Here is a 22387-nt window from a genome sequence, read left to right as displayed (position 1 = left end):
TTTCCCGGTCAGCTGTAGACGAAGAATTCGATGGTGGGTTCCATGACGGTCCAGCGGGTCTTGGCGCCCTTGGAGAAGGAGGCCATGGAGCCGGCCGTCAGGTCGAAGGAGTCCCCGCCGATGACTTCGATGTGCAGGTGGCCCGAGACGATGTAGACGGTCTCGTCCTCCTCGATCGGCAGGTCGAAGGTTTCCGGCGCGTCCTGCGGCGTGACGCTCCAGATGCCGGCGGCCAGGGCGTCGTTGCCGCCATCGCCGGGCCGGCGCAGCCACTGGACCTGGCCCACCTCGAAGGGTTCGGAGGCTGCGGCGTCGTGGTCGGTGTGGAAGACGGGTGCGGTCATGGTGCTGTTTCCTTTACTGGGTTGCGGCGGTGGATTGGCTGGGAAGGGTGTTCGGGGCCGGCCGTGGATCGCGGAACAGGGGTAGGTTGTCCTGGACCCGGCGGCGGATCACGAACAGGACCAGGGAGAGCAGCAGGATTCCGACGCCGATGGCCAGTTCCACGGGTCCGCCGTAGCCGGTGATTTCGGCGGACAGGGCGCCGACCAGGAGGACGACGGCGCCGTAGACGGTGAGTACGGCGGCGAGCGGGACGGCGTAGGCGCCGGCGCGGAAGGACCGCGCCAGGCCCGGGTGGTCCCGGCGCAGGACCAGGAAGCCGGCCACGGCCAGCAGGATGGCCAGCAGGTAGCCCAGGTTGGCGGCGACCAGGATCGAGATCGGGTTGGAGACCAGCACGATCAGGCCGATGTTCATCGCAACCGCCGTCCACAGGGCGCGTGCCGGGACCCCGTGCCGGTTGAGCTTCTCCAGCTGGCGCGGCACCAGGCCGTCCAGGGCCGCCCCGTACAGGGCCCGGGACGCGTCGGCCATGCCGGTGTTCACGCCCATCAGCAGGGCGCCGAGCAGGATCAGGAGCATGATGTCCGCGACCGGCCCGATCGGGATGACGGCGGCGAAGGCGTTGACGAAGATGCCGCCGACGTCGGACGCGGCGGCGTCCTGGCTGACCAGGCCGCCGACGCCGAGGGGGACCAGGGCGAACATCAGGAAGGTGTAGCCGCCGGAGGTGAACAGCGCCTTGCGGGCATCCTTGGCGGAGCGGTACTCGGGGGTGAACGCCGCGCACATCTCGGTGCCGTAGGCGGTCCAGCCGATCAGGTACAGCCAGGCGATCGCGTTCTGCCAGCCGCCCCAGGCGTCCGCCCCGGGGCCGCCCAGTCCCCAGGTGAGGTTCGCGGCGCTCCACTGCCCGCTGATGGCCGGCGCCGCGATGAAAATCAGCAGTGGAACCAGCAGCGCGGCACCGACCACCTTGTTCACCCAGGCTGCCAGCTGGGCGCCGAACAGGTTCGGAACCAGGATGGCCAGGATCAGGCCGATGCCCAGCAGCTGGCCCAGGCCCAGCTGGGCGATGCCGACGTCCAGCGCCCAGGTCTGCTCCGGGAACCAGCGGGCCTGGATCACCCCGCCGGCGGTGACGCTGACGATCGAGAGCACCGCGGCCCAGCCGAACCAGTAGCCGAAGGAGGCGATGGCCCCGGCCGGGGCGAAGCGTTCGCGCCAGGCCTCGTAGGCGTAGGTGGGTACGCCGCCGGGCTTGTCCTTGAACATGGAGGCCATCTCGGCGAACAGATTGTTCTGCAGCCAGCCGATGGCGGAGGCCAGCGCCCAGAGGGCCAGCGCCGAGAGTGCGCCGATGGCCGCCATGGTGGCGCCGAAGGAGACGAAGATGCCGCCGGAGACAGCCATCGCCAGGGCAAAGGCGTCCTGCCAGCGCAGGCTCTGGTGCAGGGTCGCTTCGGCCTCCTGCCCGCGGGCAGGCGAAGTCGGTGAGTCGGTCATCGAAGGACCTTTCGGAGGGAAGTGCCGCGAATACGCGTCGAACGAATGGTGTGAGCCGGAACACGTGCTTAAAACTATGCACTTGCTTAGTTTGATCCGTCAAGAGGGAATTCCGGCGGCCTTGGTTGGATAGACTCGCACCATGGCTACTGAGCGGGCTCACAAGTACGGTGACGGGCGCGAGGCGCTGCTGGCGGCCGTGGTCCAGGTGGTGGCGGAGAAAGGGCTGCGCGGGCTGACCTACCGGGCCGTCGCCGAGCGGGCCGGGGTGAACAACACGCTCATCTCGCATCACTTCGGCTCCCGCGACGCCCTGCTGAATGCGGCCATGGAATGGGCCGCGGCACGCTCGATCCGGATCAGCGACCTGTCCGCGACCGAGGAAATCGACGCGGACTTCGCCGCCGCGCTGGTGGACTTTGTCCAAGCCGAACCCGAACTCCAGCTGTTCCAGTACGAGATGATCCTGGAGTCCCGCCGCCGGCCGGAACTGCGGCCCGCGGCCGTGGCCTTCTACGAGGCCTACATCGGATCCATGGAAGACGCGCTGCGCAAGCACGGTTACGCGGACACCGGCCCGCTGGCCCGGGCCGTGTTCGCCGCATTGGACGGCCTTGTCCTGCAGCTGCTGACGGTGGCCGGCCCCGAGGCGGCGCGGGACGCCATGACACGGGTCGGGGCACTGCTGGCCGGCCAGCCGCTGGCCGTGCCGTCCCAGCCGGGGCAGGCCTGACGCCGTGCCGCCCCTGGATCCTGCCCTGCCGCTGGACTCGCTGCCGCAGCTGCTCGTGGACGTGGCGGCCGTCGAGCACAATATCGCGCTCAAACAGGCCTGGGCGCGGGAGCACCGCATGGTGCTGGCCCCGCACATCAAGACCACCATGACCGAGCAGATCGTCCGGCGGCAGCTGCCCGGCAGCTGGGGCGCCACGGTGGCCACCGTGGCACAGGCCGCCAAAGCCATCGAGTGGGGGGCCGCGCGGATCCTGATCGCCAACGAGGTCGTCTTCGGCCCCCAGCTGCAGCGCCTGCGCCGCTGGCTGGAAGCGGATGCCGGCCTGGAAATCTACTGCCTGGCCGATTCTGCGGCCGGGGTGCGTGCGCTGGCTGCGGCTTTCGACGGCGCGGCCCGGCCGCTGCGGGTCCTGGTCGACGTTGGCACCCCCGGCGGGCGCACCGGCATCCGGACCTTGGCTGAAGCCGGTCCGCTGGCGGCGCGGATCGCGGCGTCGCCGGGCCTGCTGCTGGCCGGGGTCAGCGCGTACGAGGGGGTGGCGCCCAACGTCCGGACGGCGGAGAACCTGGCCCGCGTGGCCGCGCACTGCGCACTGGCAAAGGAGGTCTTCGAGGCCCTGCGGCCGGAGTGCGAAGCCGGCGAACCGGTGTTCAGCATCGGCGGCTCCGCGTTCCAGGACCAGGCGGCGCGGTTCCTGCCCGACGGCGCGCTGAATGTGCTGCGTTCGGGCTGCTACGTGGTGCATGACCACGGTACCTACGCCGAGGTCTCGCCGGTGCCCGGGCTCACCGCCGCCGCGGTGGTGCGGGCGCTGGTGGTCTCCGTGCCCGAACCCGGCCTCGCGGTGCTGAACGCGGGCAAGCGGGAGCTGGCGTACGACGCCGGACTGCCGGTGATCGTGGCGGCCTACCGCGGAAGTGAGGTGCTGGCCGGGGCGGCGGGCACCGTGGCCAGGCTGTTCGACCACCACGCGGTGGTCTCCGAGGCGGCGGGACTGGCCGTCGGCGACGTCGTGGACCTGGGCATTTCCCACCCGTGTTCGGTGTTCGACCGGTGGCGCGAGGTGGTCGCCGTGGATGGCGCCAGGGCGGAAGTCTGGCACCCGGAGTTCTGAGCCGGCCCTCCGGCCGGGGCGTCAGAGCAGGACCCGCCCCGGACATTCGGGCGGGGTCGGAATGAGGTCCTCCAGGATCTCGATCACCCGGCCGGTGGCCCGGCCGGCGTTGTGCTTCGCCCAGACGACCACGGCGGCCAGGTAGGTCGGATCCCCGGCGAGTTCCCGGTAAACCAGCCCGGGGGTATTGATGTGCTGGACCGAGGAGACCGTCAGGGTGACCCCGACGCCGGCGGCGACCAGGCCCAGGATCGCGTAGGAATCCGGGGCCTCCTGAACGATCCGCGGCGAGAACCCCGCCTCGTGGGCCAGCCGCAGGCAGGCGTCGCGCACGGTCGAGCCCCGGGTGGCCGGGAAGGTGACGAACTGCTCGGTGGCCAGGTCCTTGATCTCGACGCGCTCGCCGGCGGCGAGCGGATGGTCCTCCGGCAGCGCGGCGACGATGCGCTCGTAGGTGAAGATGCGCGCATGTACGTCGTAGTTGACCACCGGCAGCCGGGAGAAGCCGATATCCAGCTGGCCCGAGGCCACCAGGGCGGGGGTGAAGCCGCCGTAGATCATGGAGCGCAGGTCCAGTTCGATGCCCGGTTCCTCGGCCCGGACCGCCCGGGCCAGGGGTGGGATGACCTCGCGGCTGCTGGCGCCGGCATAGCCGATGCGCACCTGTCCGACGACACCGGAGCGGCCCAGCAGGGCGGCCCGCTCTACCAGGCGGGCGCGGGCCAGGGTCTCCCGGGCCGGTTCGAGGATCGCCTGGCCGTGTTCGGTCAGCAGGACCGTGCGGGTGCTGCGGTCGAAGAGCGTCGCGCCCAGGTCCGTCTCCAGCCGCCGGATCCACTGGCTCAGCTGCGGCTGCGCAATCCCGAGCCGGTCGGCGGCCCGGCCGAAGTGCAGTTCTTCGGCCACCATCGTGAAGGCGGCCAGGTGTTTGAGCTCCATGCTCCCTATTTATATCCCAATCGATATTGAATTGGTTCCGATTGTTTATTGGACGCTAATCGAACTCCGGGTGCACCCTTATTGTGCTCCACGTAACGGAGGGCTGTGCCCGCAGGCACACCGTCGGAACCGTGGTGGCAGGAACCTGGCCGCGAATCCCGAAGGAGGCACCCATGCCGGCAGCGCCAGAATCGGCAGATCGTCCGGTACGGTCTGCCCGCTGGGTCAACCGCCCGGAAGGATCGAACTGGGGAGACTTCGGTCCGGACGACAATCTCGGCCGGCTGAACCTGCTGACCCCGCAGAAGGTCCTGCAGGGGATGGCCGAGGTCCGCGAGGGACGCGCCTTCGCGCTGAGCCTGCCGCTGGACTACCCGGGCGGCAGCGCGCTGAACGCCAATCGCATGCCGCCGGTGCTGCGGCCGAACCTGCGCAGCGGGCTGGTGAACTTCAATTGCCGGCTGGACGGCCTCCAGCCCGGCTCCAGCGACGTGATGAACGACGACCTGGCGGTGCTGCACCTGCAGTACTCCACCCAGTGGGACTCGCTGGCCCACGTCGGCTCGCTCTTCGACGCCGACGGCGACGGCGTGCCGGAACCGGTCTACTACAACGGCTTCCGCGCCGGCATCGAGGTGAACGGTCCGGAATCCACCGACGACGCCGGGTTCGCCACGCTGCACGGCACCAGCACCTCCTCGGCCGGCGCCTTGGGTATCAACAACATGGCCGGGAAACCGGTCCAGGGCCGCGCGGTGATGATCGACCTGCACGCCCACCTCGGCGACGCCCACACCGTCGTCGGCTTCGACACTATCGGGCACATCATGGCCGCGGACAACGTGGTGGTCGAAGAGGGCGACATCGTCTGCTTCCACACCGGCTATGCCGAAAAGGTGCTGGCCATGGGCGGCACGCCGGACCCCGAGGTGCTGCACCATTTCGGCGCGGTGCTGGACGGGCGCGACCCTGCGCTGCTGGACTGGATCACCCGGTCCGGGCTGGCTGCGATCGCCGCCGACAACTACGCCGTCGAAATGTACCCGGCGGCCCCGGCGCCCGCGCCGGCGTCGATCCTGCCGCTGCACGAACATTGCCTGTTCAAGCTCGGGATCCATCTGGGCGAGCTCTGGCGGCTGGCCCCGCTGGCCGCCCACCTGCGCGCCGCCGGCCGAAGCCGCTTCCTGCTCACGGCGCCGCCGCTGAATCTTCCGGGGGCGACAGGATCCCCGGTTACCCCCATAGGAACTGTGTAATGACTGAAACAACCACTCCGGCCCGCCGCGTCCTGGTCACCGGGGGAGCGGCCGGGATCGGCGCGGCCATCGCGCGGCGCTGCCGGGACGAGGGCATGGAAGCGGTCGTCATCGACCGGGCCGGCGACGGGATCATCGCCGACCTGAGCAATGTGGACTCCACCGCCGCCGCGCTCGAGCAGGCGCTCGCCGGCGGGCCGATCACCAGCATCGTGAACAATGTGGGCGCGGTGTTCCCCGCGGCGGCCGAAGAACAGAGCCTGGCCGAACTGGCCGCGGCCTGGGAACTGAACCTGCGCTCGGCAATGCAGTGCACCCAGGCGCTGCTGCCGTCCATGAAGGACGCCGGCTTCGGCCGCATCGTGACCATCTCCTCGCGCGCCGCGCTGGGCAAGGAGCTGCGCTCGGCCTACGCGGCGACCAAGGCCGGACTGCTCGGGCTGACGCGCGTCTGGGCGCTGGAGCTGGGCCAGTACGGGATCACCGCCAACGCCGTCGCCCCCGGCCCGATTGCCACCGAGCTCTTCGCAAAGGCCAACCCCGCGGACAGCCCGCGCACGCAGGCGATCATCGACGGCGTGCCGGTCAAGCGGATCGGCACGCCCGAGGATGTGGCCCACGCCGCCGCGTACCTGCTGGACGAGCGGTCCGGGTTCGTCACCGGCCAGACGCACTACGTGTGCGGCGGTGTGACGGTGGGGCTTTCGCGTGTCTGAGCACGCCGGCCCGGAGACCGTCGCCCTCACCGGCATGGGCAGCATCGGCGTCGCCTTCGCCGTGGTCTTCGCCCGTGCCGGCTTCACCGTCCAGGCCACGGATCCGGACGCCGGCCGGCTGGGCCTGGTCCGGGACGAGGTCAGCGTGCGGCTGGAACAGCTGGCCCGCCACGGCCTGCTGGCCGAAGAACCGGCGGAGATCCTGGCCCGGGTGCGTCCGGTGGGTTCGCTGGCCGACGCCGTGGCCGGCGCGGCGCTGGTCCAGGAGTGCGCGCCGGAACGGGTGGACCTCAAGCGCGGGATCTTCAGCCAGCTGGACGAGCTGGCGGCTCCCGGCACCGTGCTGGCCAGTTCCAGCTCGGCACTGACCGCCTCCGCGTTCGCCGCCCAGCTGCCCGGCCGGGCCCGTGTGCTGGTGGCACATCCCGGCAACCCGCCCTACCTGCTCCCGGTGATCGAACTGGTCCCGGCCCCGTTCACCGATCCTGCCGCCGTCGACGCGGCGGAACGGCTCTACACGTCCGCGGGCCTGAGCCCGGTGCGGCTGAACCAGGAAATCGAAGGATTCCTGTTCAACCGGCTGCAGGGCGCGGTGCTGCGCGAAGCCTACTGCCTGGTCCGCGACGGCATCGCCAGCGCCGCGGACGTGGACAAGGTGGTCAGCCAGGGCCTGGGACTGCGCTGGTCCTTCATGGGCCCGTTCGAGACCGTGGACCTGAACACCCGCGGCGGCATCGAGTCCCACGCCGCCAAGATGGGCCCGGCCTACGCCCTGATGGGCGCCCAGCGCGGCCAGCACGACCCCTGGACCGAGGACCTGGTCCGGGCGGTCGCCGCCGAGCGCCGGACTCAACTTCCGCTGGCCGGCTGGGAATCCCGGGTGGCCTGGCGCGATGAGCAATTAATGAAACTGATCCATTTCAAAGAGGAAACAACACCATGACCAAGACCCTGACCGAGACTCCGCCACAGACCCCGCCGGGTGCCGTCAAACGTGCCGGCGTCATGCAGAAGATCGCCGGCTTCTTCACCGAACTGATGCGGCGCTACCTGCCCGATCCCTTCGTCTTCGCGATCGTGCTGACCATCCTGACGGTCATCCTGGCCATCGTCATCGAGGGCCAGAGCTTCACCGACGTGACCGCCGCCTGGGGCGAGGGCTTCTGGTCGCTGCTGGCGTTCACCACCCAGATGGCCGTCATCCTGGCCATGGGCTACGTGCTGGCCAACGCCCCGGTGGTCGACCGGCTGCTGGACGCGATCGTCAGCCGTGTCGAGAAGCCGCGCACCGCCGTCATCGTCGCCACCCTGGTCGGCGCCATCGGCTCCTACCTGAACTGGGGCTTCGGCCTGGTCATCGGCGGCATTGTCGCCAAGAAGCTGGCGCTGCATGTGAAGGACGTGCACTACCCGCTGATCATTGCCGCGGCCTACAGCGGCTTCACCATGTACGGACTCGGCCTCTCGGCCACCATTCCGATGGTCATCTCCACTCCCGGGCACCCGATGGAAAAGCAGATGGGCATCATCCCGTTGGCCGAGACCATCTTCTCCGCGCCCATGCTGATCACCGCCGCCGCCGTGCTGGTCACCCTGCCGCTGCTGAACGCGATGCTGCACCCGAAGCCGGGCCAGCCGGTGAAGGAAATCGACCGCTCGCTGCACCTGGGCACCGCGCCCAAGGCCGCCGTCGTCGACGCCGATGCCAACACCGTGGCCTCGAAGCTGAACAACAGCCGCATCCTGGCCATGGCCATCGGCGTGCTCGGCATGGCCTACGTGGTGGTCCACTTCATCCGCGGCGGCGCCGTGGACCTGAACCTGATCAACTTCTTCATCCTGTTCCTGGGCATCCTGCTGCTGGGCACCCCCAACGCGTACCTGCGCCAGCTCAACGAGGGCATCAAGACCATCTCCGGGATCATCCTGCAGTTCCCGTTCTACGCCGGGATCATGGCGATCATGGCCGCCTCCGGCCTGGTGGTCACCATTGCCGGGGTGTTCACCAACATCTCCACGCCGGAAACGCTGCCGTTCTGGGGCCTGGTCAGCTCGTTCGTGATCAACTTCTTCGCCCCCTCCGGCGGCGGCCACTGGGTGGTCCAGGGCCCGTTCATGATCGACGCCGCGAACGCCCTGGGCGCCTCCACCGCGCAGACCTCCATGTCCGTGATGCTGGGCAATGCCTGGAACGACCTGGTCCAGCCGTTCTGGATCCTGCCGGCGCTGGCGCTGTCCAAGCTCAAGCTCAAGGACATCATGGGCTACACCGTGATCATGATGTTCTGGGTCGGCATCATCTACATCGTTGCCATCCTGTCCTGGGGTTTCCTGGGCTGATCCGCCCGGGTGTCATCGGAAGTTCCACCAGAAAGAGGGAAAACCATGCTGTTCCTGGTCCGTATGGACGTCAACATCCCCGCCGACATGCCGGAGGAAAAGGCCGCGGCGATCAAGGCCACCGAGAAGGCGTACTCGCAGAACCTGCAGCGCGAGGGCAAGTGGGTGAGCATCTGGCGCGTGGTCGGCGAGTACGCCAACTACTCGGTGTTCAACGCGGAAAGCAACGACGAGCTGCACGAGATGCTCTCGGGCCTGCCGCTCTTCCCCTACATGGACATCGAGGTCATCCCGCTGGCCAAGCACCCCTCCGACATCCACTGAGCCGGTGCCGTACCTGATCGAAACCTTCGACCGTCCCGGCGGCGGCGCCCTGCGGCTGGCCGTGCGGGACGAGCATCTGGCCTACCTGGATTCGCGGGTGGAGCTGCTGCTGGCGTGCGGGGCCAAGCTCGACGAGGACGGCGAGGCGGCCTCGGGCGGGATCTACCTGGTGGATCTCGAGACCCGGGCCGAGGCGGAGGCGTTCATCGCCGCCGATCCGTTTGCCAAGGCCGGGCTCTTCGGCGAGGTGGCCATCTGCCGGTGGCGCAAGGCCTACCTGGACGGGCGGAACATGCTCTGACCGGCACGGCGCCTGACCGTGGGCGCCGGTCCGGCGGCCGCCGCAGCACCCGGTTTCCGGGAGCTGCGGCGGCCGTTCCGTTTAATCAGTCTTAATCCGTTGCAGCGGGGGAGCGGGTCCCCAGCTCGCTGTCCAGCCGCAGCAGCCCGGGACCGTCGTTGTTGATCAGCCGGACGCGGCCGATGATTTCGTCCACGGTCGCTTCCTCTTCGAGCTGCTCGGTCACGAACCAGTTCAGCAGCGGGATGGAATCGATGTCTCCCTCCTGCTGGGCCAGCCGGTACAGATCGCGGATCGAGTCCGAGACCGTCCGTTCGTGCACCAGGGCGGCCTCGAAACCAGCCAGCACCCCGTCCACCCGGACGCCGGGGGCCTGCAGGGCGCCGAGGACCGGATGCGCGCCGCGGTCGGTCATGTGGTCGATGAACTTGTGGGCATGGACGAGTTCCTCCTCGGCCTGGGCCCGGAACCAGCCGCTGATGCCGGGCAGGTCCAGGAGGTCCATTTCGATGGCCAGCTGCCGGTAGACATGCGAGGCCTGGATCTCGAGCGTGACTTGGTTGTTGAACGCGTCGGCGAGTTTTCCTGTCAGTTCCATGGTCCAGAACCTAACCGACACCCGCGGGCGCTGCCACCAAGGTAAGGCAGCGCTTCGCCTGCTCAGGGGTGGTGGTGCAGGTGCCGCCGCGTCCAGTCGATGCCTGAGCGCACCAGGGCGCCGACGAGGGCGATCGTGCCCAACATGACCAGGACCAGCGAGTTGCCGGCCAGACCGACGAGCAGGAGCAGCACGCCGGCGGCGACCAGCAGCGCCCCGGCGCCGAGGCCGTGGCCGAAGATGGATATGCCTTTGCCGGAAAGGGTCCGGGCGAGGCGGGGATCATCCTCTTCCAATTCGTGACCCAGCTTCGCCAGCCGTTGCCTCTCGTCGTCGGACAAGGACATGGGAACCTCCTGCGGTTCGGTGTGCCGCCGGTGGCGCCCGCTGCGGTCCGGCACGGTGAACCTGTATATAAATCTACCGGTGTGTGCCGCTGCCGGGGAAGCTATCCAGCGTTATTGCAGAGGCCGGGAGGGTGCGGCCCGGCGCCGCCATGCCCGTCCGCCCGAACCGGGCCAACGCCGTTCACGACGGCGCACCGGCCGCGCACCACGCAGGCGGACTTCGCCGGGGGCCTGGCAGCTATGCGGCCGGTGCCGCCGCCTGGTCCAGGAGCTGGTCGATGACCGGCTGGATATCGACAATCCAAAGATAGGTGGAGGTGGCGGTGACGATGATGGCTATAACCAGACCGAGCACAATCCACGGACGGTTCGCCGGCGGCGCTGACAGCTGTCTCCTGGTGGACGGGCGGGCCGCGCCGGGCCGGCGGCCGGGATTAACAACCGCGGGAGGGCAGGGAAATCCCTGCCCTCCCGGGTGACCGGAACCGGCTGTACTTAGCGGGCGGTGTAGTAGCCGTCGACCGGCATCGCGTTGACCGAGTGGATCTGCGTGCCGTCGGCCGGGTTCAGCGCGCTGACCATCTGGCCGCCGCCGAGGTAGATGCCGATGTGGCTTCCACCGTTCTGCAGGACCAGGTCGCCCGGCTGCGGGTTGCCGGTCGGGGTCAGGGCAGCGGCCTGGTCGGTGGTGACGCGGGGCAGGCTGATGCCGTGCTGGGCGTAGACCCACTTGGTGAAGCCCGAGCAGTCCCAGCCCGAGGTGGAGGTGCCGCCCCAGACGTACGGGCTGCCGACCATGGACTTGGCCAGCGAGGCGATGCTGGAGCTGGAGGCGCTGACGGGCTTGATGTTGACGCTGGCGGCGCTGACGCTGAAGCTGCTGGTGTCGGACTGGGCGGCCTTGGCGGCCGGGGCAGCAGCTGCGGCACCGCCGGAGAGCTTGATGCTGTCGCCGGGGTAGATGATCGAGCTGGCATCCAGGCCGTTGGCGGCGAAGACGTCGTCCAGGCTCACGCCGTACTGGGCCGCAATGTTGGCCAGGGTGTCGCCGGGCAGCACGGTGTGGGTCTGCGCGCTGGTGGCAGCCTTGGCCGCGGCGGGGGCCACCTCGGTCTGGGACGCCGGAGCGGTGTAGGACTCGCTGTCGATGGACCCGGCGTACGCCTGGGCCGGCATGCCGGCGGTCAGCACGATGCCCGAGGCGGCGGTGAGGACGGCGGCGCTGCGGCCCACAGTGATGGCGTTGAAGTTGCTGGACTTGACGGCACGATGGCGCGCACGATTGCTCTTGAACAAAGGAATGACCTCTCCCAATGCCTGCGAGGTTAGCTGTCGGATTCGGATGGGAGCCACCCGGCCGTGCGGACCTACGGACCGTGGTCCGTCACGCGGCTTAACCCCAAGGGCTTCCGCTCAGGAAGCCCGGGAAGATGTGGTTCCCCCGCCTCTGCCATATACGAAACGGCCTCAGGATGGTGGCAGAGTTAGGCAAAGCCATCCGAGTACGCCGCTCCGTGGGGTTCGGCGCGTCAATCACAGTACATAACGATTCTGTAACCTGTCACATTCTGATAACGCCAGGGGTTGACAGATCGGCCATTCCTCGGCGGTCGGGATGTTGGGGGTCTGCGGGGTGGCTGTAGCGCTGATGAATCGTCTGACCAGTACCTTTGCCCTGCTTCCGAGTTGAAATCGTATACGACCGACGGCGGCGGTTCGGCACGGTTTTGTGATTTGCGTCTCACCCGTTGTGGAGCCGGTCGAAACGGACCTGCCGGAGCGGTTAACGAACGGCTCCGGTGTGCCGACAGTGCGAGTCGAAAGACTTTCGCGCATCGCCTGAGGCGGTGCGCGTTCCAGCGTGCGCGGATGAGGAGCAGGAATGCGCGGATCGAGGCCGTCCCGGCACCTGGTGCTGCGGCTGGTCCTGGCCGGGCTGATGATTCTGGGGCTGCCCGTTGGCACGGCCCAGGCGCAGGCGGCCGCGCCGCCGTCGTGGTCCGCGGACGGGCCGGCCCGAAACTTCGCCCGGGCCGCTGCCGATGGTGTCGCAGCCACCGGCCGGACGGCACTGGAACACAAGGCCGAGGAACTTGGCCTCGGTCCTGTCAACGATTACAGCTGTGTGCTGCCGGGCGGCGGGTGCGTTCGCAGCTACCGGCCCGCGGCGGACCCGGACCGGGTGATCGCGCTCTACTGGAGCCCGGGCACCGGTGCGCACGCGGTGGAGCTGGGCCATCCGGTCGGCCGGAAGTTCGTCGCCGCCGGCTACGAGCGCGGGGTCTACGGTTTTCCGACCTCGGACCTGGAATGCGGGATCGAGGGCTTCGGCTGCATGCAGCGCTTCGAGCACGGGCAGATCGACCAGGCTTACATCACCGCCGGCCATCAGGCGCTGGCTGCCAAGGCCGCCCGGCTGCAGGTCAGCGCAGCGGATGGCTACAACTGCACGCTGGTCTCAGACGGGTGCGTGCGCAGCTACACCACGGCCGGCGGCCGGCGGATTGCCATCTACTGGTCCGCCGCCACCGGGGCCCAGGCGGTGGACCTCAACCACGACATCGGGCGGGCCTTCGCCGCTGCCACCTACGAGCGGGGCCGGTACGGTTACCCAGTGTCCGACATGGTCTGCGCACCCGGCAGCGGGTGCCGGCAGAAGTTCCAGCACGGCACCATCACCTTCACCTTCGATGATGCCGGCGTCCGTGCCCTCGACGCTAAGGCGGCCGCGCTGAAGCTCGAGCCTGCCGGCGGCTATGAGTGCCGGCTGGCGGCCGACGGCTGCCGGCGCAGCTATGCTGCCGCCGGGGCCAAGCCCGGCCAGGCGCAGCGGGAGGTGGACATCTACTGGTCCGAAACCACCGGGGCGCACGCGGTGGATATGTCCCACGGCATCGGCCGCGAGTACGGCCGGGCGGAGTTGGAGGGCGGCCGCTACGGCTATCCCACCTCCGAAATGATGTGCAGCGAAAACGGCTGCACGCAGATGTTCCAGAAGGGCACCATCAACCTGCCGGCAGGCCGGTAGCAGCAAGGTCCGCGCGCGGGCTGCCTGCCTGGCTCGGATGTGGCCGGGCTATGGCCGCCCTGGTTCGACGTCGGAACGCCCGGCCGCGCCGCGGCCGTGACCGGCGTGCGGCTGCGGTCCGGTTTTGCGGGTCAGGGCCGGCGCGGCGGGAGCGTGGGCCCGGGATCCGGCGGCGGACCTGGCTGCGGCCGGGGCACAGGACCCGGATCCGGCGGCAGCGGAGGGGAAGGCGGCTCCGGCTCGGGACCGGGCAATGGATTTGGAAACGGGTTAGGCCGCGGCGGCTCGCCCGGTCCGGGCTCGGGCGCCGGCGGCTCGCTGGGATCCGGGTGGGGTTCCCACGGGGGCGGGGGAATGGTCACGGCAATGCACCTCGGAACTGTGCTGGGCCTGCGGGACTCCATCCCGCGGCAGGTGCGGCCAGAATACCGCCTGCCTCCGGCGGCAACAACAGCGGCAGCGCCGGCCCCGCCGGCGCCGGTGCTGTTTTGCGGCCGAGCCGTTCAGGCGCCGTCGTACGCCCGCTGCAGGGCGGCGATATCCAGCTTCTTCATCTGCAGCATGGCCTGCATGGCCCGCTGGGACTTGGCCGCGTCCCCGCTGCCGAGCAGCTCCGGCATGATGCTGGGGACCACCTGCCAGGAGAGGCCGAACCTGTCCTTGACCCAGCCGCACGGGCCTTCCTCACCGCCCTCGGAGAGCGCGCTCCAGAACCTGTCCACCTCGTCCTGGTCCGCGCACGGAATCTGGAAGGATATGGCTTCGGTAAAGGTAAACTGCGGTCCGCCGTTGAGGGCCAGGAACTCCTGGCCGTCCAGTTCGAAGCTGACCGTCATTACCCGGCCCTCCGGCCCCGGACCGGCCGGCCCGTAGCGGGTGATGTCGAGGATGCGCGAATTGCCGAACAACGAAGTGTAGAACTCCGCCGCCTCTTCGGCGTCGGTGTCGAACCACAGGCATGGCGTGATGGTTTTCATGCTGGCCGTCCTTGTGCCGGTGATGCCCGCGCCGGATGCGCCGTCGGGCCTTGCGCCGCCCACTCTACCGGTGGTGCCAGGCGGAGCCCAGCGTCCCGCGGCCCGCGGGACTTGGGCGCTATACGATGATCTGCATGCCGGTTCCCCCTGCCCACGATGTGCACAAGCGCTCGCTGCTGCGCGACGACGTCTACGCTTCCCTGCGCGACGCGATCGTGGACGGCACGCTGGCACCGGGGGAGCGGCTGCGGGATGCTGAACTGGGCAGCTGGCTGGGCGTGAGCCGGACCCCGATCCGCGAGGCCCTGCTGCGGCTGGAACGGGCGGGCCTGGTGGTGGCCCGGCCCGGACACAGCACCACCGTGGCCGAATTCGATCCGGCCTCCACGCTGAGCGCGCAGCAGGTGTCCGCGGCGATGCACGAGCTGGCGGCGCGGCTGGCGGTGCCGCTGCTTCCGGACGGAGCGCTGCACACGCTCGCGGATGCCAACCGGCGTTTCGCCGCAGCGCTGGCGGCGAACGACGTCGAGGCGGCGATGGCTGCCGACGACGCCTTCCATGGGGTGTTCGTGGCTGCCTGCGGCAATCCGCTGGTGGCCGAGGTGCTGGAGCAGACCACCCCGGTCCTGCGCCGGGTGGAGCGGCTGCGCTTTGCCTCGCTCCAGGCCCGGGGCTCGGTGGCCCAGCATGAGCGCATTATTGAGCTGGCCGGCCGCGCGGATGCCGAGGGCACGGCGTTGGCGGTGCGGGACAACTGGCTCTCGCTGCGCTTCACCGCTGCCGGACCGGATACGAGGCGCTCCACCGCCTGAGACCCGCCCGCCTGTTCCTGCCCGTCCGGTGCGTGGAGCAGCGTCGGAGAGCGCGGCGGGCGCCGGATGAATGTTGGGCAAACACCTCGGCTGCCGGCGCGGCCGGGCAAGCTGCCTGCGGGGCCGCCCGGTGAGGGTGCCGATGCCAATGCTGCCGGTCAAATAGCGCCCGCCACGCCGAGGCCGGGCGCGGCGCTGGTCCGGGATCGGAACCGGGAACGGCACCCTGCCGTGTGACGGCCCTGCGTGTCGGTTCAGCGTTGCGGCGGGGACGGGGTCGAACATGAAGGGGAGCACTAGTCGGGCATGAAGTTGAGCATGAGGACGAGGTTGACAACGAAATCAGGCAACGGGACGATCGCCGGCAGGCCGCCGGCGAGCCGGCCGAGGTATCTGGCGGACACCAGCAGGCAAGGAACCGCCACGGCGGTGATGACTGCCCAGAACCCGGGAAGGTTGTCCGGACCGGTCGCTGTCGCGCCACGCAGGGAGCAGCCCGCGCTGTCCCTGGTGCCCGGGCCGGCACAACCGCTGCGCCGCACCGCAGTACTCGTCTGGGGTGGCCGTCCAGTGGCGCCGCGCATCGACCAGGCCACGTTTGAGCGTGCCCGGACAGGAGATCCCGCATCTTTGCAGGCGCTGTACCGCGAGCTGGCGCCTGCTGTGGTGCAGTATCTGCGCGTCCGCGGGATGGATGACCCTGAACGCGGCTGCCAGGACGTCTTCCTGAATGTCATTCCGCGCATCCGGAAGGCGAAGGGCATTCAGGCGTTCAAGACACAACTCTTTGGGGTTGCCCATGCCCGGATGGTGGATCAGTTCCAGCGCAGGGCCACGTCGCCGAGGGCAGCTGGGTACCCGCCGGTGTTGGACCACCGGCCCGTCCCGCCGGCTGAAGGGGCCGCCGCCCGGACGGGCAGCTGGGTGGAGAACCTGTTGCAGGAACTGGCCGGAGACCAGCGCGAAGTCGTGCTGCTTCGGATCGTGGCCGGGCTGTCCATCGAAGAAACGGCCGCAGTGATGCAACGGACCTCCGGCGCAGTGAAGGAGCTGCAGCGCCGCGGGCTGCAGGCCCTGCGGGGCCTGCTCGAACCGGCTGAAGGGGACATGCCGTGAAGCAGGACTACAGCGTTCCGGCAGATACTGTGCGGAACCTGCTGCAGGAGACCGGCCACACAGACTCGGTCCGCTTGGAAATGGTGCTTCGGGAACTGACGAACCAGCAGTCTGCCGCACCGGAGCCGTCGCCGGAACTCGCGGTCTTGCTGGCCGGTACCGTGCCGCTCGCACCGCGCAGGCCCAACCGCCGCCGTGCGGCCATCATTGCGGCCTCCGTCGCCGGCGCCATGGCCTTGGGTGCCGGGGCCGTGGCGGCTGCGAATCCCCAGGTGCAGCATACGGTGAACACTTTCGTCTCCTCGATCGCCGTTCCCGGAGGACAGGTACCCGGTCCGCGCACCGACCCAGGTCCCGACCTTCAGCCGGCAGAATGGCGCGAGGAGCCGCAGCCGGCTGCCACCGAGTGGGCAGCATCCGAGGAAGAGGCAGCAGCAGTCCTTCCGGTGACCACCGGAAAAGACGCAGCCCGCCAAGCCACCGGCGATGGTGCCGGCCGGCACCGGCCGGGGGATGACGCTGGCACGGAACGCGAACCGGTGGAAACCGAGCCGCGCGAGGCCGGACGTTATGGCAAACGCTGGTCTGAAGACAATGCGGGATGGAAGGCGCTGCTCCGCACGGCACCCGAAGCCGACGGCCGTTCCGAGTCCGGGCGGTCCGCGGGTGCTGGCGACGGTGACCGGCGCAGCCGGGCAAGAGTATCGGACGACGACGACGGCGGCTCGAAGAAGTCCGCTGCGAAGGAGCTCCGGAAGGGCAGCGGGGATGACGACGGCGGTGGTCAGGACGACGCTGACCAGGACGGCGGTGACGACCGCGACTGGGGCAGCAGCGATGACGGAAACTGGGACGGCTGGGCGGACTGAGCCGGCCCGCCGCAGCCGCTGGGTCATCACCGGGATGTTTCCGAGACGTGTCATGTTTAAGGAAATTTAAGGCACCATTAGGGTGGTTACGGTTAAGTAGGAATTCGAAACGCCCGATTCCACACATGCAGAAGGTAATGATGGAGACGATCCAGGCCGAGCATCCGCGGCCGAACCATTTCATCCTGCACATGAGCGACACCCACCTGCTGGGCGGCCCCCAGCCACTCTACGGAGTGGTGGACAGCACGGCCCGGCTGCGGCGGATCTTCGAAGACCTGGAGGCCTCGGGCGTCCGTCCGGAGGCGATCGTGTTCACCGGCGACCTGGCCGATCTGGGTGAGGCCAAGGCTTACACCAAGCTCCGCTCCATCGTGGAGCCCGCGGCGGCCCGGCTGAATGCCCAGGTTGTCTGGGCCATGGGCAACCATGACAACCGCGAGGCGATGCGGACCCACCTGCTCGGCGAGCCGGCCGACGGTGCGCCGCTGGACCGGGTGCACGACATCAACGGTCTGCGGGTTATCGCGCTGGACTCAACGGTGCCGGGGTTCCACCACGGCGAACTCGGGGACGGTCAGCTGCGTTGGCTGGCCGAGGAACTGCGGGAGCCGGCCCCGCACGGGACCATCCTGGCGCTGCACCACCCGCCGGTGCCCAGTGTGCAGGAGCTGGCCGTCCTGGTGGAACTGCGCGGGCAGGCCCGGCTGTCCGAGGTACTGGCGGGCAGCGACGTGCGGGCCATCATCGCCGGCCACCTGCATTACTCGACGACGGCGACCTGTGCCGGGATCCCGGTGTCGGTGGCTTCGGCCACCTGCTACACCCAGGACCTGTCCGGGCCCGAGGGCGCCACCCGGGGCCGGGACGGGGCCCAAGGCTACAACATGATCCACGTCTACGACGACACCGTGGTGCATTCCGTGGTGCCGGTGGGCGGCGGCGCGGCGGTGGGTCGGCAGGTCTCGCAGGAGGAATCGCGCCGGCTGCTGGCCGCGGCCGGCGTCGTCATTCCGGAAGCTACCAACCCGGGCCGTTCCACGGTGGACGCGCGCTGAGAGGCAAACCGGCCGGAACTGGTGCCGCCGCCGCCGGACGGGAGTAATCTAGCTTCACTGAAGTTGGAGGTGGTGCTTCATGAGCGAAGCGCTGACCGGTGCCGGAGCCGAATCCGGCGAACGGCCGAATGATTATTTTCGGCAACTGCTCGAGGACAAGGCCGCCGAGGCACGCCGGCAGATCGAACGGTTGACGGCCGATATCCGGGAGGTAACCCTCGCCGGCCGGGACATCCCTGCCGACGACGAGCATGACCCGGAGGGGTCCACACTCAGCCTCGAACGCGCCCGCGAAGAAGCCATGCTGGCCAGCACCGAGGGCGAACTCGCCGAAGTGCTCGAAGCAATGCAACGGATGGAGCGCGGTACCTACGGGATCTGCGAGCGGTGCGGCAGCAGGATCCCGCGCGAGCGGCTCGAAGCCCGTCCCGAGGCACGGTTCTGCATCGTCTGTGCCAGCCTGCGGCGGCGCGAGGTCGCCTGACCCGGCTGCGTCCGGCACCCGGCGCCCGGGGTATGCCTACCCGTCCGGTTTCTCCCACGGCGCCGGGATGGGGAAGTACCGCTCCAGGAACTCCGTCACTGTCTGCTGGCGTTCCTGGGCGCCGACCTCCGGAAAGCTCCCGTCATTGAGGCAGAAGAAATCCCGGTTGCGCTTCTTCAGCAGCCGCTGCAGCTCCCGCAGGCCCGAGCGCATGGTGGTGTCCACGTACTTCACCTTGGCCCCGACCTTGGTGACCGCCCGGCCGGTGAGCAGCGCGTAGTAGTGGTACAGCGAGTTGGTCACCGAGATGTTGTCCTTGGCCCGGAACCGGCTGGCCGCGGTGGCCTTGAACTCGGCGGCGAACTCCTGCTCCATTTCCTTCAGCACGCTCTTGCGCAGCGGCGCGGCACAGTGCTCCAGATGGCGGGTGGTGATCCGGCCGAACCGTTCCCACAGCAGCCGCCGGTTGACCCGCGCGGCGTTCTCGAACCCCGAGCGGTCCAGATGGTTGTCGCCCAGGCCGATCCTCGTGGTGGCCTCGATGAACTTGGTGATGCCGCCGGGGGAGAAGAACATGTTCGGCGCCACCGGGCGGCCGAAGAACATGTCGTCGTTGGAGTAGAGGAAGTATTCGCTCAGTCCCGGGATGTGCTGGAGCTGGGCCTCCACCGCCTGGGAATTGAAGATCGGCAGCACCGAGGGATCCTGGAAGTGCTCCTCGCTGCGGACGATGCTGACCTTCGGATGCGAGGTGTCCAGCCAGTCCGGCACGGGGGAGTCCGTGGCGATGAAGATGTGCCGGATCCACGGTGCGAACATGTGCACGCTGCGCAGGGCGTACTTGAGTTCGTTGATCTGGCGGAAGCGGGCCTCGGCGTCGTCGCCCTCGCCCACGGCGACGTTCTCCATGAAGCTGGCCCGGTACGCCTGGTACTCCGGATTGTTCCCGTCCACCCAGGAGAACACGATGTCGATATCGAAATCGATGTCCGCGGCATGGTCGGCGAACATGTTCTCGATGGTCGGCCACTCCAGCCCGTAGCGGTTGACGGTGCCGCGGGTGGCTTCGCGGGCCGGGATGGTGCGCCGGGTCAGCGAGTTCTCGATCGGCAGCCGGATCAGGTCCTCGTCCCACTTCCACAATTCCAGCTGCACGCCGGCGCCGGCGCGGTATAGCAGCCCGCCTTCGGGTTCCAGCCGCGGGCGGTACAGGCGGAACATCCGCGGCCGGGTGCTTTCGGCCAGTTTGCCGTCGGCCACCAGCAGCGCGGTCTTTTTCTTGGCGTCCACGGTCATCGAATAGAACGGTTCGTCCTGGCATGCCGCCACGAGCGCGGCGACCAGTTCCTTGCGCTGCTGCCAGTCCACGGCGATGACCGGCCGTGAATCGTTCCCGCGCACCAGCAGGTAGGACAGCCCGGCGTCGTCGAGCACGCCGCGGATGAAGAGCAGGTCCTGCACCATCGCCTCGTGCGGGGTCAGCGTCCGGTTGACCAGGGCATAGCGGCCCTTGAGCCGGACCACGTCCTCGCGGTCCCTGAGCCGGGCGACGGCGGCAGGCGAGGTGACTTCGACGACATCGGTTCCGTCGATCGTTTCCGGCGCGCCGTAGTAGACATCCTGCGGGACAACGGTGTTGCTGATGGATTCCTCCTAGGCAAAGCGGCCGGCAAGCAAGCCGGCAAAAAAGGCAACGCGCGGACACGGAAAAATGTCCGGTGGGTTAACAGCATCCTAGTCGACGGCGCCTGCGTCCACGGGCTGTGGGACCGCCGGCAGCAGATCGATTTGAAACTTCCGTTAAATATTCCGCCAGACTGCCGATAGTGCCTAGTCAGAGGCACGAATGCATTTAGGGTGCAGATTAAGCCGATCACTTCACCTGGGGGAACCATGCCATTTTCGATTCTGCCCGGACCGCGCATAAGGGTCCGGGCTGCCGCTGCCGCCTTCACAGTCTTCGCCGTGCTGGCCTCGGCGCTGCCCGCGGAGGCCGGCGAGGCCGGGCCGCCGGTGGTGGAACAGCCGTCGCCGTCGGCCACGGCTGCACCGGAAGCCACGGTACCGCCCGGCCCCGTTCCCACGCCGTCGCCGTCCGCCCCTGAAGCACCGGCCGCTGCGTCCCCCTCCGCCACCGCCGCGCCCTCGCCGGTGTCCGAGGACCCGGGCGCCTTCAGCGTCTCGTCCGCCACCCCGGCTCCTACCCCGGCGGAGACCGCACCGGCACCGGCGCCGACGGAGACCGCGCCGTCGCCGTCGGCCCCCTCGGCGTCGAAGCCCGACGAGCCCGCCTACATCACCGCCGGCCGCAAGGCGATCGCCGCCAAAGCCACGGCCCTCAAACTGGTGGCCGCCGGCAACCTCAAGTGTGCCCTGCCGCAGCAGGGCTGCGCGCGCACCTACACGAGCCGCAGCAGCAGCAAAACCATGCGCATCTACTGGACCGCCGCAACCGGTGCCCACGCCGTGCACCGCAGCCACGCCGTCGGCAGGAAGTACGGGGCCGCGGACACCGTCTACGGCAAGCTGGGCTACCCGACCTCGGAGATGAAGACGGGGATCAAGGCGAACGGCGCCATCCAGAGCTTCCAGAAGGGGCAGATTGCCTACTCGCCGGCGTCGGGCGCCCAGACCCTCACCGGGCAGGTGCTGGCCGAATGGACGAAGCGCGGCGGCCGGAACGGCACGCTCGGCTACCCGCTGCAGTATGCCAAGAGCCGGGACGGCAAGACCACGCAGGTCTTCCAAGGCGGCAGCCTGATCGCGCGCAAGTCCGGTGCCGCCTACTATCCGAAGAACGAGTGCTGGGCCCTGGGCGCCGGCAAGACCCGGTACCAGCACGGCTATGCCAGCCGAGTCTCCTTCGCGATCGCGGAGAAATACGGCACCCATAAGGCGGACTTCATCAACTGCAGGCGGATCGGTTCCGTCTACGTGCAGGCCTGGGAGACGCCGACGGCGACGGTCGGGCTCAAGGGCTTCAAGAAGCCCGGCGTACCTTCCGGCCACACCGCCAACCGGTGGTCGCCGCAGGGCAGCTACAGCGTGACCGAGGCCTTCGGCGAGGGCAATCCGGGCACCGGCCTGGGCTACCGGACGCTGAACCCGCGCTCGCGCTGGAGCGGCACTCCGGGCAGTTCGTACAACAAGTACTACGACGCCGCCTCGCCGTTCTTCGAGCGCTGGCCGGACGAGAACCTGTGGAACATCATGCGCGGCGGCGACTACCGGCAGGCGGTGGTGATCAACTACAACCGCGGGCCGGGGCAGAAGATCCGCCAGGGCCAGGGCTTCGCCATCTTCCTGCACGCCAAGCCGGTCCCGACCTTCGGCTGCATTGCGCTGGATCTGAAGAACGTGACGAAGTACCTGAAGACGGCGCAGAAGGGGGACCTGGTCATCATGGGCGTCCGGAAGGACATCTTCAAAGCCTGACCCCTCCCTCCCCATCCACTTGCCGGATAATGCCCTTTTCAGGCAGGGTACTCCCGTAGCCGCGGCGGAACTCTTGGGTCCCCGGGGGA

24 protein-coding genes and 1 riboswitch are annotated in these 22387 nt (G+C 68.9%); of the genes, 15 read left to right on the top strand and 9 right to left on the bottom strand.

Annotated features, from left to right (window positions below):
* Positions 1 to 8: 8 nt before the first annotated feature.
* Complete coding sequence (locus LVY72_RS02520) at positions 9 to 344, bottom strand: cupin domain-containing protein (protein ID WP_237817868.1); 336 nt, start codon at positions 342 to 344, stop codon at positions 9 to 11.
* A 13-nt stretch (positions 345 to 357) separates the two neighbouring features.
* Positions 358 to 1848, bottom strand: coding sequence for an APC family permease (locus tag LVY72_RS02515; RefSeq protein ID WP_237817867.1), 1491 nt, complete (start codon positions 1846 to 1848; stop codon positions 358 to 360).
* 142 nt (positions 1849 to 1990) lie between these two features.
* Between LVY72_RS02515 and LVY72_RS02510 the strand changes: the two genes are divergently transcribed.
* Both LVY72_RS02510 and LVY72_RS02505 read left to right on the top strand, forming a co-directional pair.
* Positions 1991 to 2581 carry a TetR/AcrR family transcriptional regulator gene (locus tag LVY72_RS02510; RefSeq protein WP_237817866.1) on the top strand — a complete coding sequence of 197 codons (591 nt, stop codon included), beginning with the start codon at positions 1991 to 1993 and terminating at the stop codon, positions 2579 to 2581.
* A 4-nt stretch (positions 2582 to 2585) separates the two neighbouring features.
* Positions 2586 to 3698: an alanine racemase gene (locus LVY72_RS02505; RefSeq protein WP_237817865.1), complete on the top strand. Its 1113-nt coding sequence runs from the start codon at positions 2586 to 2588 to the stop codon at positions 3696 to 3698.
* 21 nt (positions 3699 to 3719) lie between these two features.
* Here the strand turns inward: LVY72_RS02505 and LVY72_RS02500 are convergent, their stop codons facing one another.
* On the bottom strand, positions 3720 to 4637 hold the full coding sequence (locus tag LVY72_RS02500; protein ID WP_237817864.1) for a LysR family transcriptional regulator: 918 nt from the start codon (positions 4635 to 4637) through the stop codon (positions 3720 to 3722).
* Positions 4638 to 4810: 173 nt separating this feature from the next.
* Between LVY72_RS02500 and LVY72_RS02495 the strand changes: the two genes are divergently transcribed.
* Genes LVY72_RS02495 through LVY72_RS02470 form a run of 6 tightly spaced genes read left to right on the top strand, consistent with a single transcriptional unit; the run spans position 4811 to position 9574 of the window.
* Positions 4811 to 5893 (top strand): cyclase family protein, encoded by a 1083-nt coding sequence (locus tag LVY72_RS02495; RefSeq protein ID WP_237817863.1) that lies wholly within the window; start codon positions 4811 to 4813, stop codon positions 5891 to 5893.
* Positions 5893 to 6609 carry an SDR family oxidoreductase gene (locus LVY72_RS02490; protein WP_237817862.1) on the top strand — a complete coding sequence of 239 codons (717 nt, stop codon included), beginning with the start codon at positions 5893 to 5895 and terminating at the stop codon, positions 6607 to 6609. Before LVY72_RS02495 ends, LVY72_RS02490 begins: the two co-directional genes overlap by 1 nt.
* Complete coding sequence (locus tag LVY72_RS02485) at positions 6602 to 7552, top strand: 3-hydroxyacyl-CoA dehydrogenase (RefSeq protein WP_237817861.1); 951 nt, start codon at positions 6602 to 6604, stop codon at positions 7550 to 7552. The genes LVY72_RS02490 and LVY72_RS02485 overlap by 8 nt, the downstream gene beginning before the upstream one ends.
* On the top strand, positions 7549 to 8949 hold the full coding sequence (locus LVY72_RS02480; protein WP_237817860.1) for a short-chain fatty acid transporter: 1401 nt from the start codon (positions 7549 to 7551) through the stop codon (positions 8947 to 8949). The genes LVY72_RS02485 and LVY72_RS02480 overlap by 4 nt, the downstream gene beginning before the upstream one ends.
* 45 nt (positions 8950 to 8994) lie before the next feature.
* Positions 8995 to 9273: a muconolactone Delta-isomerase gene (gene catC / locus LVY72_RS02475; protein WP_237817859.1), complete on the top strand. Its 279-nt coding sequence runs from the start codon at positions 8995 to 8997 to the stop codon at positions 9271 to 9273.
* Positions 9274 to 9277: 4 nt separating this feature from the next.
* Positions 9278 to 9574, top strand: a complete 297-nt coding sequence (locus tag LVY72_RS02470; RefSeq protein ID WP_237817858.1) for a YciI family protein — start codon at positions 9278 to 9280, stop codon at positions 9572 to 9574.
* A 91-nt stretch (positions 9575 to 9665) separates the two neighbouring features.
* Here the strand turns inward: LVY72_RS02470 and LVY72_RS02465 are convergent, their stop codons facing one another.
* From LVY72_RS02465 to LVY72_RS02455, 3 genes are all read right to left on the bottom strand, one after another.
* Positions 9666 to 10172, bottom strand: coding sequence for a ferritin (locus LVY72_RS02465; protein ID WP_237817857.1), 507 nt, complete (start codon positions 10170 to 10172; stop codon positions 9666 to 9668).
* A 62-nt stretch (positions 10173 to 10234) separates the two neighbouring features.
* On the bottom strand, positions 10235 to 10519 hold the full coding sequence (locus LVY72_RS02460; RefSeq protein WP_237817856.1) for a DUF3040 domain-containing protein: 285 nt from the start codon (positions 10517 to 10519) through the stop codon (positions 10235 to 10237).
* Positions 10520 to 11014: 495 nt separating this feature from the next.
* A complete protein-coding gene (locus LVY72_RS02455; RefSeq protein WP_237817855.1) occupies positions 11015 to 11815 on the bottom strand; it encodes a C40 family peptidase in 801 nt (266 codons plus the stop codon).
* A 4-nt stretch (positions 11816 to 11819) separates the two neighbouring features.
* Positions 11820 to 11996: riboswitch (cyclic di-AMP (ydaO/yuaA leader) on the bottom strand.
* A gap of 405 nt (positions 11997 to 12401) precedes the next feature.
* Between LVY72_RS02455 and LVY72_RS02450 the strand changes: the two genes are divergently transcribed.
* Positions 12402 to 13547, top strand: coding sequence for an LGFP repeat-containing protein (locus LVY72_RS02450; RefSeq protein WP_237817854.1), 1146 nt, complete (start codon positions 12402 to 12404; stop codon positions 13545 to 13547).
* Positions 13548 to 14050: 503 nt separating this feature from the next.
* Here LVY72_RS02450 and LVY72_RS02445 read toward each other — a convergent pair.
* On the bottom strand, positions 14051 to 14524 hold the full coding sequence (locus LVY72_RS02445; protein ID WP_237817853.1) for a VOC family protein: 474 nt from the start codon (positions 14522 to 14524) through the stop codon (positions 14051 to 14053).
* 134 nt (positions 14525 to 14658) lie between these two features.
* Between LVY72_RS02445 and LVY72_RS02440 the strand changes: the two genes are divergently transcribed.
* Positions 14659 to 15336 carry a GntR family transcriptional regulator gene (locus LVY72_RS02440; RefSeq protein WP_237817852.1) on the top strand — a complete coding sequence of 226 codons (678 nt, stop codon included), beginning with the start codon at positions 14659 to 14661 and terminating at the stop codon, positions 15334 to 15336.
* A 296-nt stretch (positions 15337 to 15632) separates the two neighbouring features.
* Here LVY72_RS02440 and LVY72_RS24175 read toward each other — a convergent pair whose 3' ends face one another.
* The gene (locus tag LVY72_RS24175; protein WP_269092062.1) at positions 15633 to 15761 is read right to left on the bottom strand and encodes a hypothetical protein; all 129 of its coding nucleotides are present in this window, start codon (positions 15759 to 15761) and stop codon (positions 15633 to 15635) included.
* 7 nt (positions 15762 to 15768) lie between these two features.
* Here LVY72_RS24175 and LVY72_RS02435 point away from each other — a divergent pair, with 7 nt between their 5' ends.
* The 4 genes from LVY72_RS02435 (at position 15769) to LVY72_RS02420 (ending at position 18863) form a co-directional block, all read left to right on the top strand.
* Entirely contained in the window at positions 15769 to 16452 is a 684-nt protein-coding gene (locus LVY72_RS02435; RefSeq protein ID WP_237817851.1) for an RNA polymerase sigma factor, read from the top strand.
* Positions 16449 to 17321: a hypothetical protein gene (locus tag LVY72_RS02430; RefSeq protein ID WP_237817850.1), complete on the top strand. Its 873-nt coding sequence runs from the start codon at positions 16449 to 16451 to the stop codon at positions 17319 to 17321. The genes LVY72_RS02435 and LVY72_RS02430 overlap by 4 nt, the downstream gene beginning before the upstream one ends.
* Positions 17322 to 17461: 140 nt before the next feature.
* Positions 17462 to 18379, top strand: a complete 918-nt coding sequence (locus tag LVY72_RS02425) for a phosphodiesterase (protein WP_237818165.1) — start codon at positions 17462 to 17464, stop codon at positions 18377 to 18379.
* Between the two features lie 79 nt (positions 18380 to 18458).
* Entirely contained in the window at positions 18459 to 18863 is a 405-nt protein-coding gene (locus LVY72_RS02420) for a TraR/DksA family transcriptional regulator (protein ID WP_237817849.1), read from the top strand.
* Between the two features lie 36 nt (positions 18864 to 18899).
* Here LVY72_RS02420 and LVY72_RS02415 read toward each other — a convergent pair whose 3' ends face one another.
* A complete protein-coding gene (locus tag LVY72_RS02415) occupies positions 18900 to 20456 on the bottom strand; it encodes a stealth family protein (RefSeq protein WP_237818164.1) in 1557 nt (518 codons plus the stop codon).
* Between the two features lie 300 nt (positions 20457 to 20756).
* Here LVY72_RS02415 and LVY72_RS02410 point away from each other — a divergent pair, with 300 nt between their 5' ends.
* A complete protein-coding gene (locus LVY72_RS02410) occupies positions 20757 to 22298 on the top strand; it encodes a hypothetical protein (protein ID WP_237817848.1) in 1542 nt (513 codons plus the stop codon).
* The last annotated feature ends 89 nt before the right edge of the window (positions 22299 to 22387 follow it).

The sequence above is a fragment of the Arthrobacter hankyongi genome (genome assembly GCF_022012395.1).
GTDB classification, from domain to species: Bacteria; Actinomycetota; Actinomycetes; order Actinomycetales; family Micrococcaceae; genus Crystallibacter; species Crystallibacter hankyongi.
Note: the sequence above shows the minus strand (reverse complement) of the source record. Positions and strands in the feature narration are given on the sequence as shown.

Bases quoted from the DNA above. Each gene is read 5' to 3' on its own strand.
- LVY72_RS02440 (WP_237817852.1), top strand. From the start codon at position 14,659: ATGCCGGTTCCCCCTGCCCACGATGTGCACAAGCGCTCGCTGCTGCGC.
- LVY72_RS02420 (WP_237817849.1), top strand. From the start codon at position 18,459: ATGAGCGAAGCGCTGACCGGTGCCGGAGCCGAATCCGGCGAACGGCCG.
- LVY72_RS02445 (WP_237817853.1), bottom strand. From the start codon at position 14,524: ATGAAAACCATCACGCCATGCCTGTGGTTCGACACCGACGCCGAAGAG.
- LVY72_RS02495 (WP_237817863.1), top strand. From the start codon at position 4,811: ATGCCGGCAGCGCCAGAATCGGCAGATCGTCCGGTACGGTCTGCCCGC.
- LVY72_RS02450 (WP_237817854.1), top strand. From the start codon at position 12,402: ATGCGCGGATCGAGGCCGTCCCGGCACCTGGTGCTGCGGCTGGTCCTG.
- LVY72_RS02410 (WP_237817848.1), top strand. From the start codon at position 20,757: ATGCCATTTTCGATTCTGCCCGGACCGCGCATAAGGGTCCGGGCTGCC.
- LVY72_RS02480 (WP_237817860.1), top strand. From the start codon at position 7,549: ATGACCAAGACCCTGACCGAGACTCCGCCACAGACCCCGCCGGGTGCC.
- LVY72_RS02520 (WP_237817868.1), bottom strand. From the start codon at position 344: ATGACCGCACCCGTCTTCCACACCGACCACGACGCCGCAGCCTCCGAA.
- LVY72_RS02460 (WP_237817856.1), bottom strand. From the start codon at position 10,519: ATGTCCTTGTCCGACGACGAGAGGCAACGGCTGGCGAAGCTGGGTCAC.
- LVY72_RS02500 (WP_237817864.1), bottom strand. From the start codon at position 4,637: ATGGAGCTCAAACACCTGGCCGCCTTCACGATGGTGGCCGAAGAACTG.
- LVY72_RS02515 (WP_237817867.1), bottom strand. From the start codon at position 1,848: ATGACCGACTCACCGACTTCGCCTGCCCGCGGGCAGGAGGCCGAAGCG.
- LVY72_RS02465 (WP_237817857.1), bottom strand. From the start codon at position 10,172: ATGGAACTGACAGGAAAACTCGCCGACGCGTTCAACAACCAAGTCACG.
- catC (WP_237817859.1), top strand. From the start codon at position 8,995: ATGCTGTTCCTGGTCCGTATGGACGTCAACATCCCCGCCGACATGCCG.
- LVY72_RS02435 (WP_237817851.1), top strand. From the start codon at position 15,769: ATGACTGCCCAGAACCCGGGAAGGTTGTCCGGACCGGTCGCTGTCGCG.
- LVY72_RS02490 (WP_237817862.1), top strand. From the start codon at position 5,893: ATGACTGAAACAACCACTCCGGCCCGCCGCGTCCTGGTCACCGGGGGA.
- LVY72_RS02510 (WP_237817866.1), top strand. From the start codon at position 1,991: ATGGCTACTGAGCGGGCTCACAAGTACGGTGACGGGCGCGAGGCGCTG.
- LVY72_RS02425 (WP_237818165.1), top strand. From the start codon at position 17,462: ATGGAGACGATCCAGGCCGAGCATCCGCGGCCGAACCATTTCATCCTG.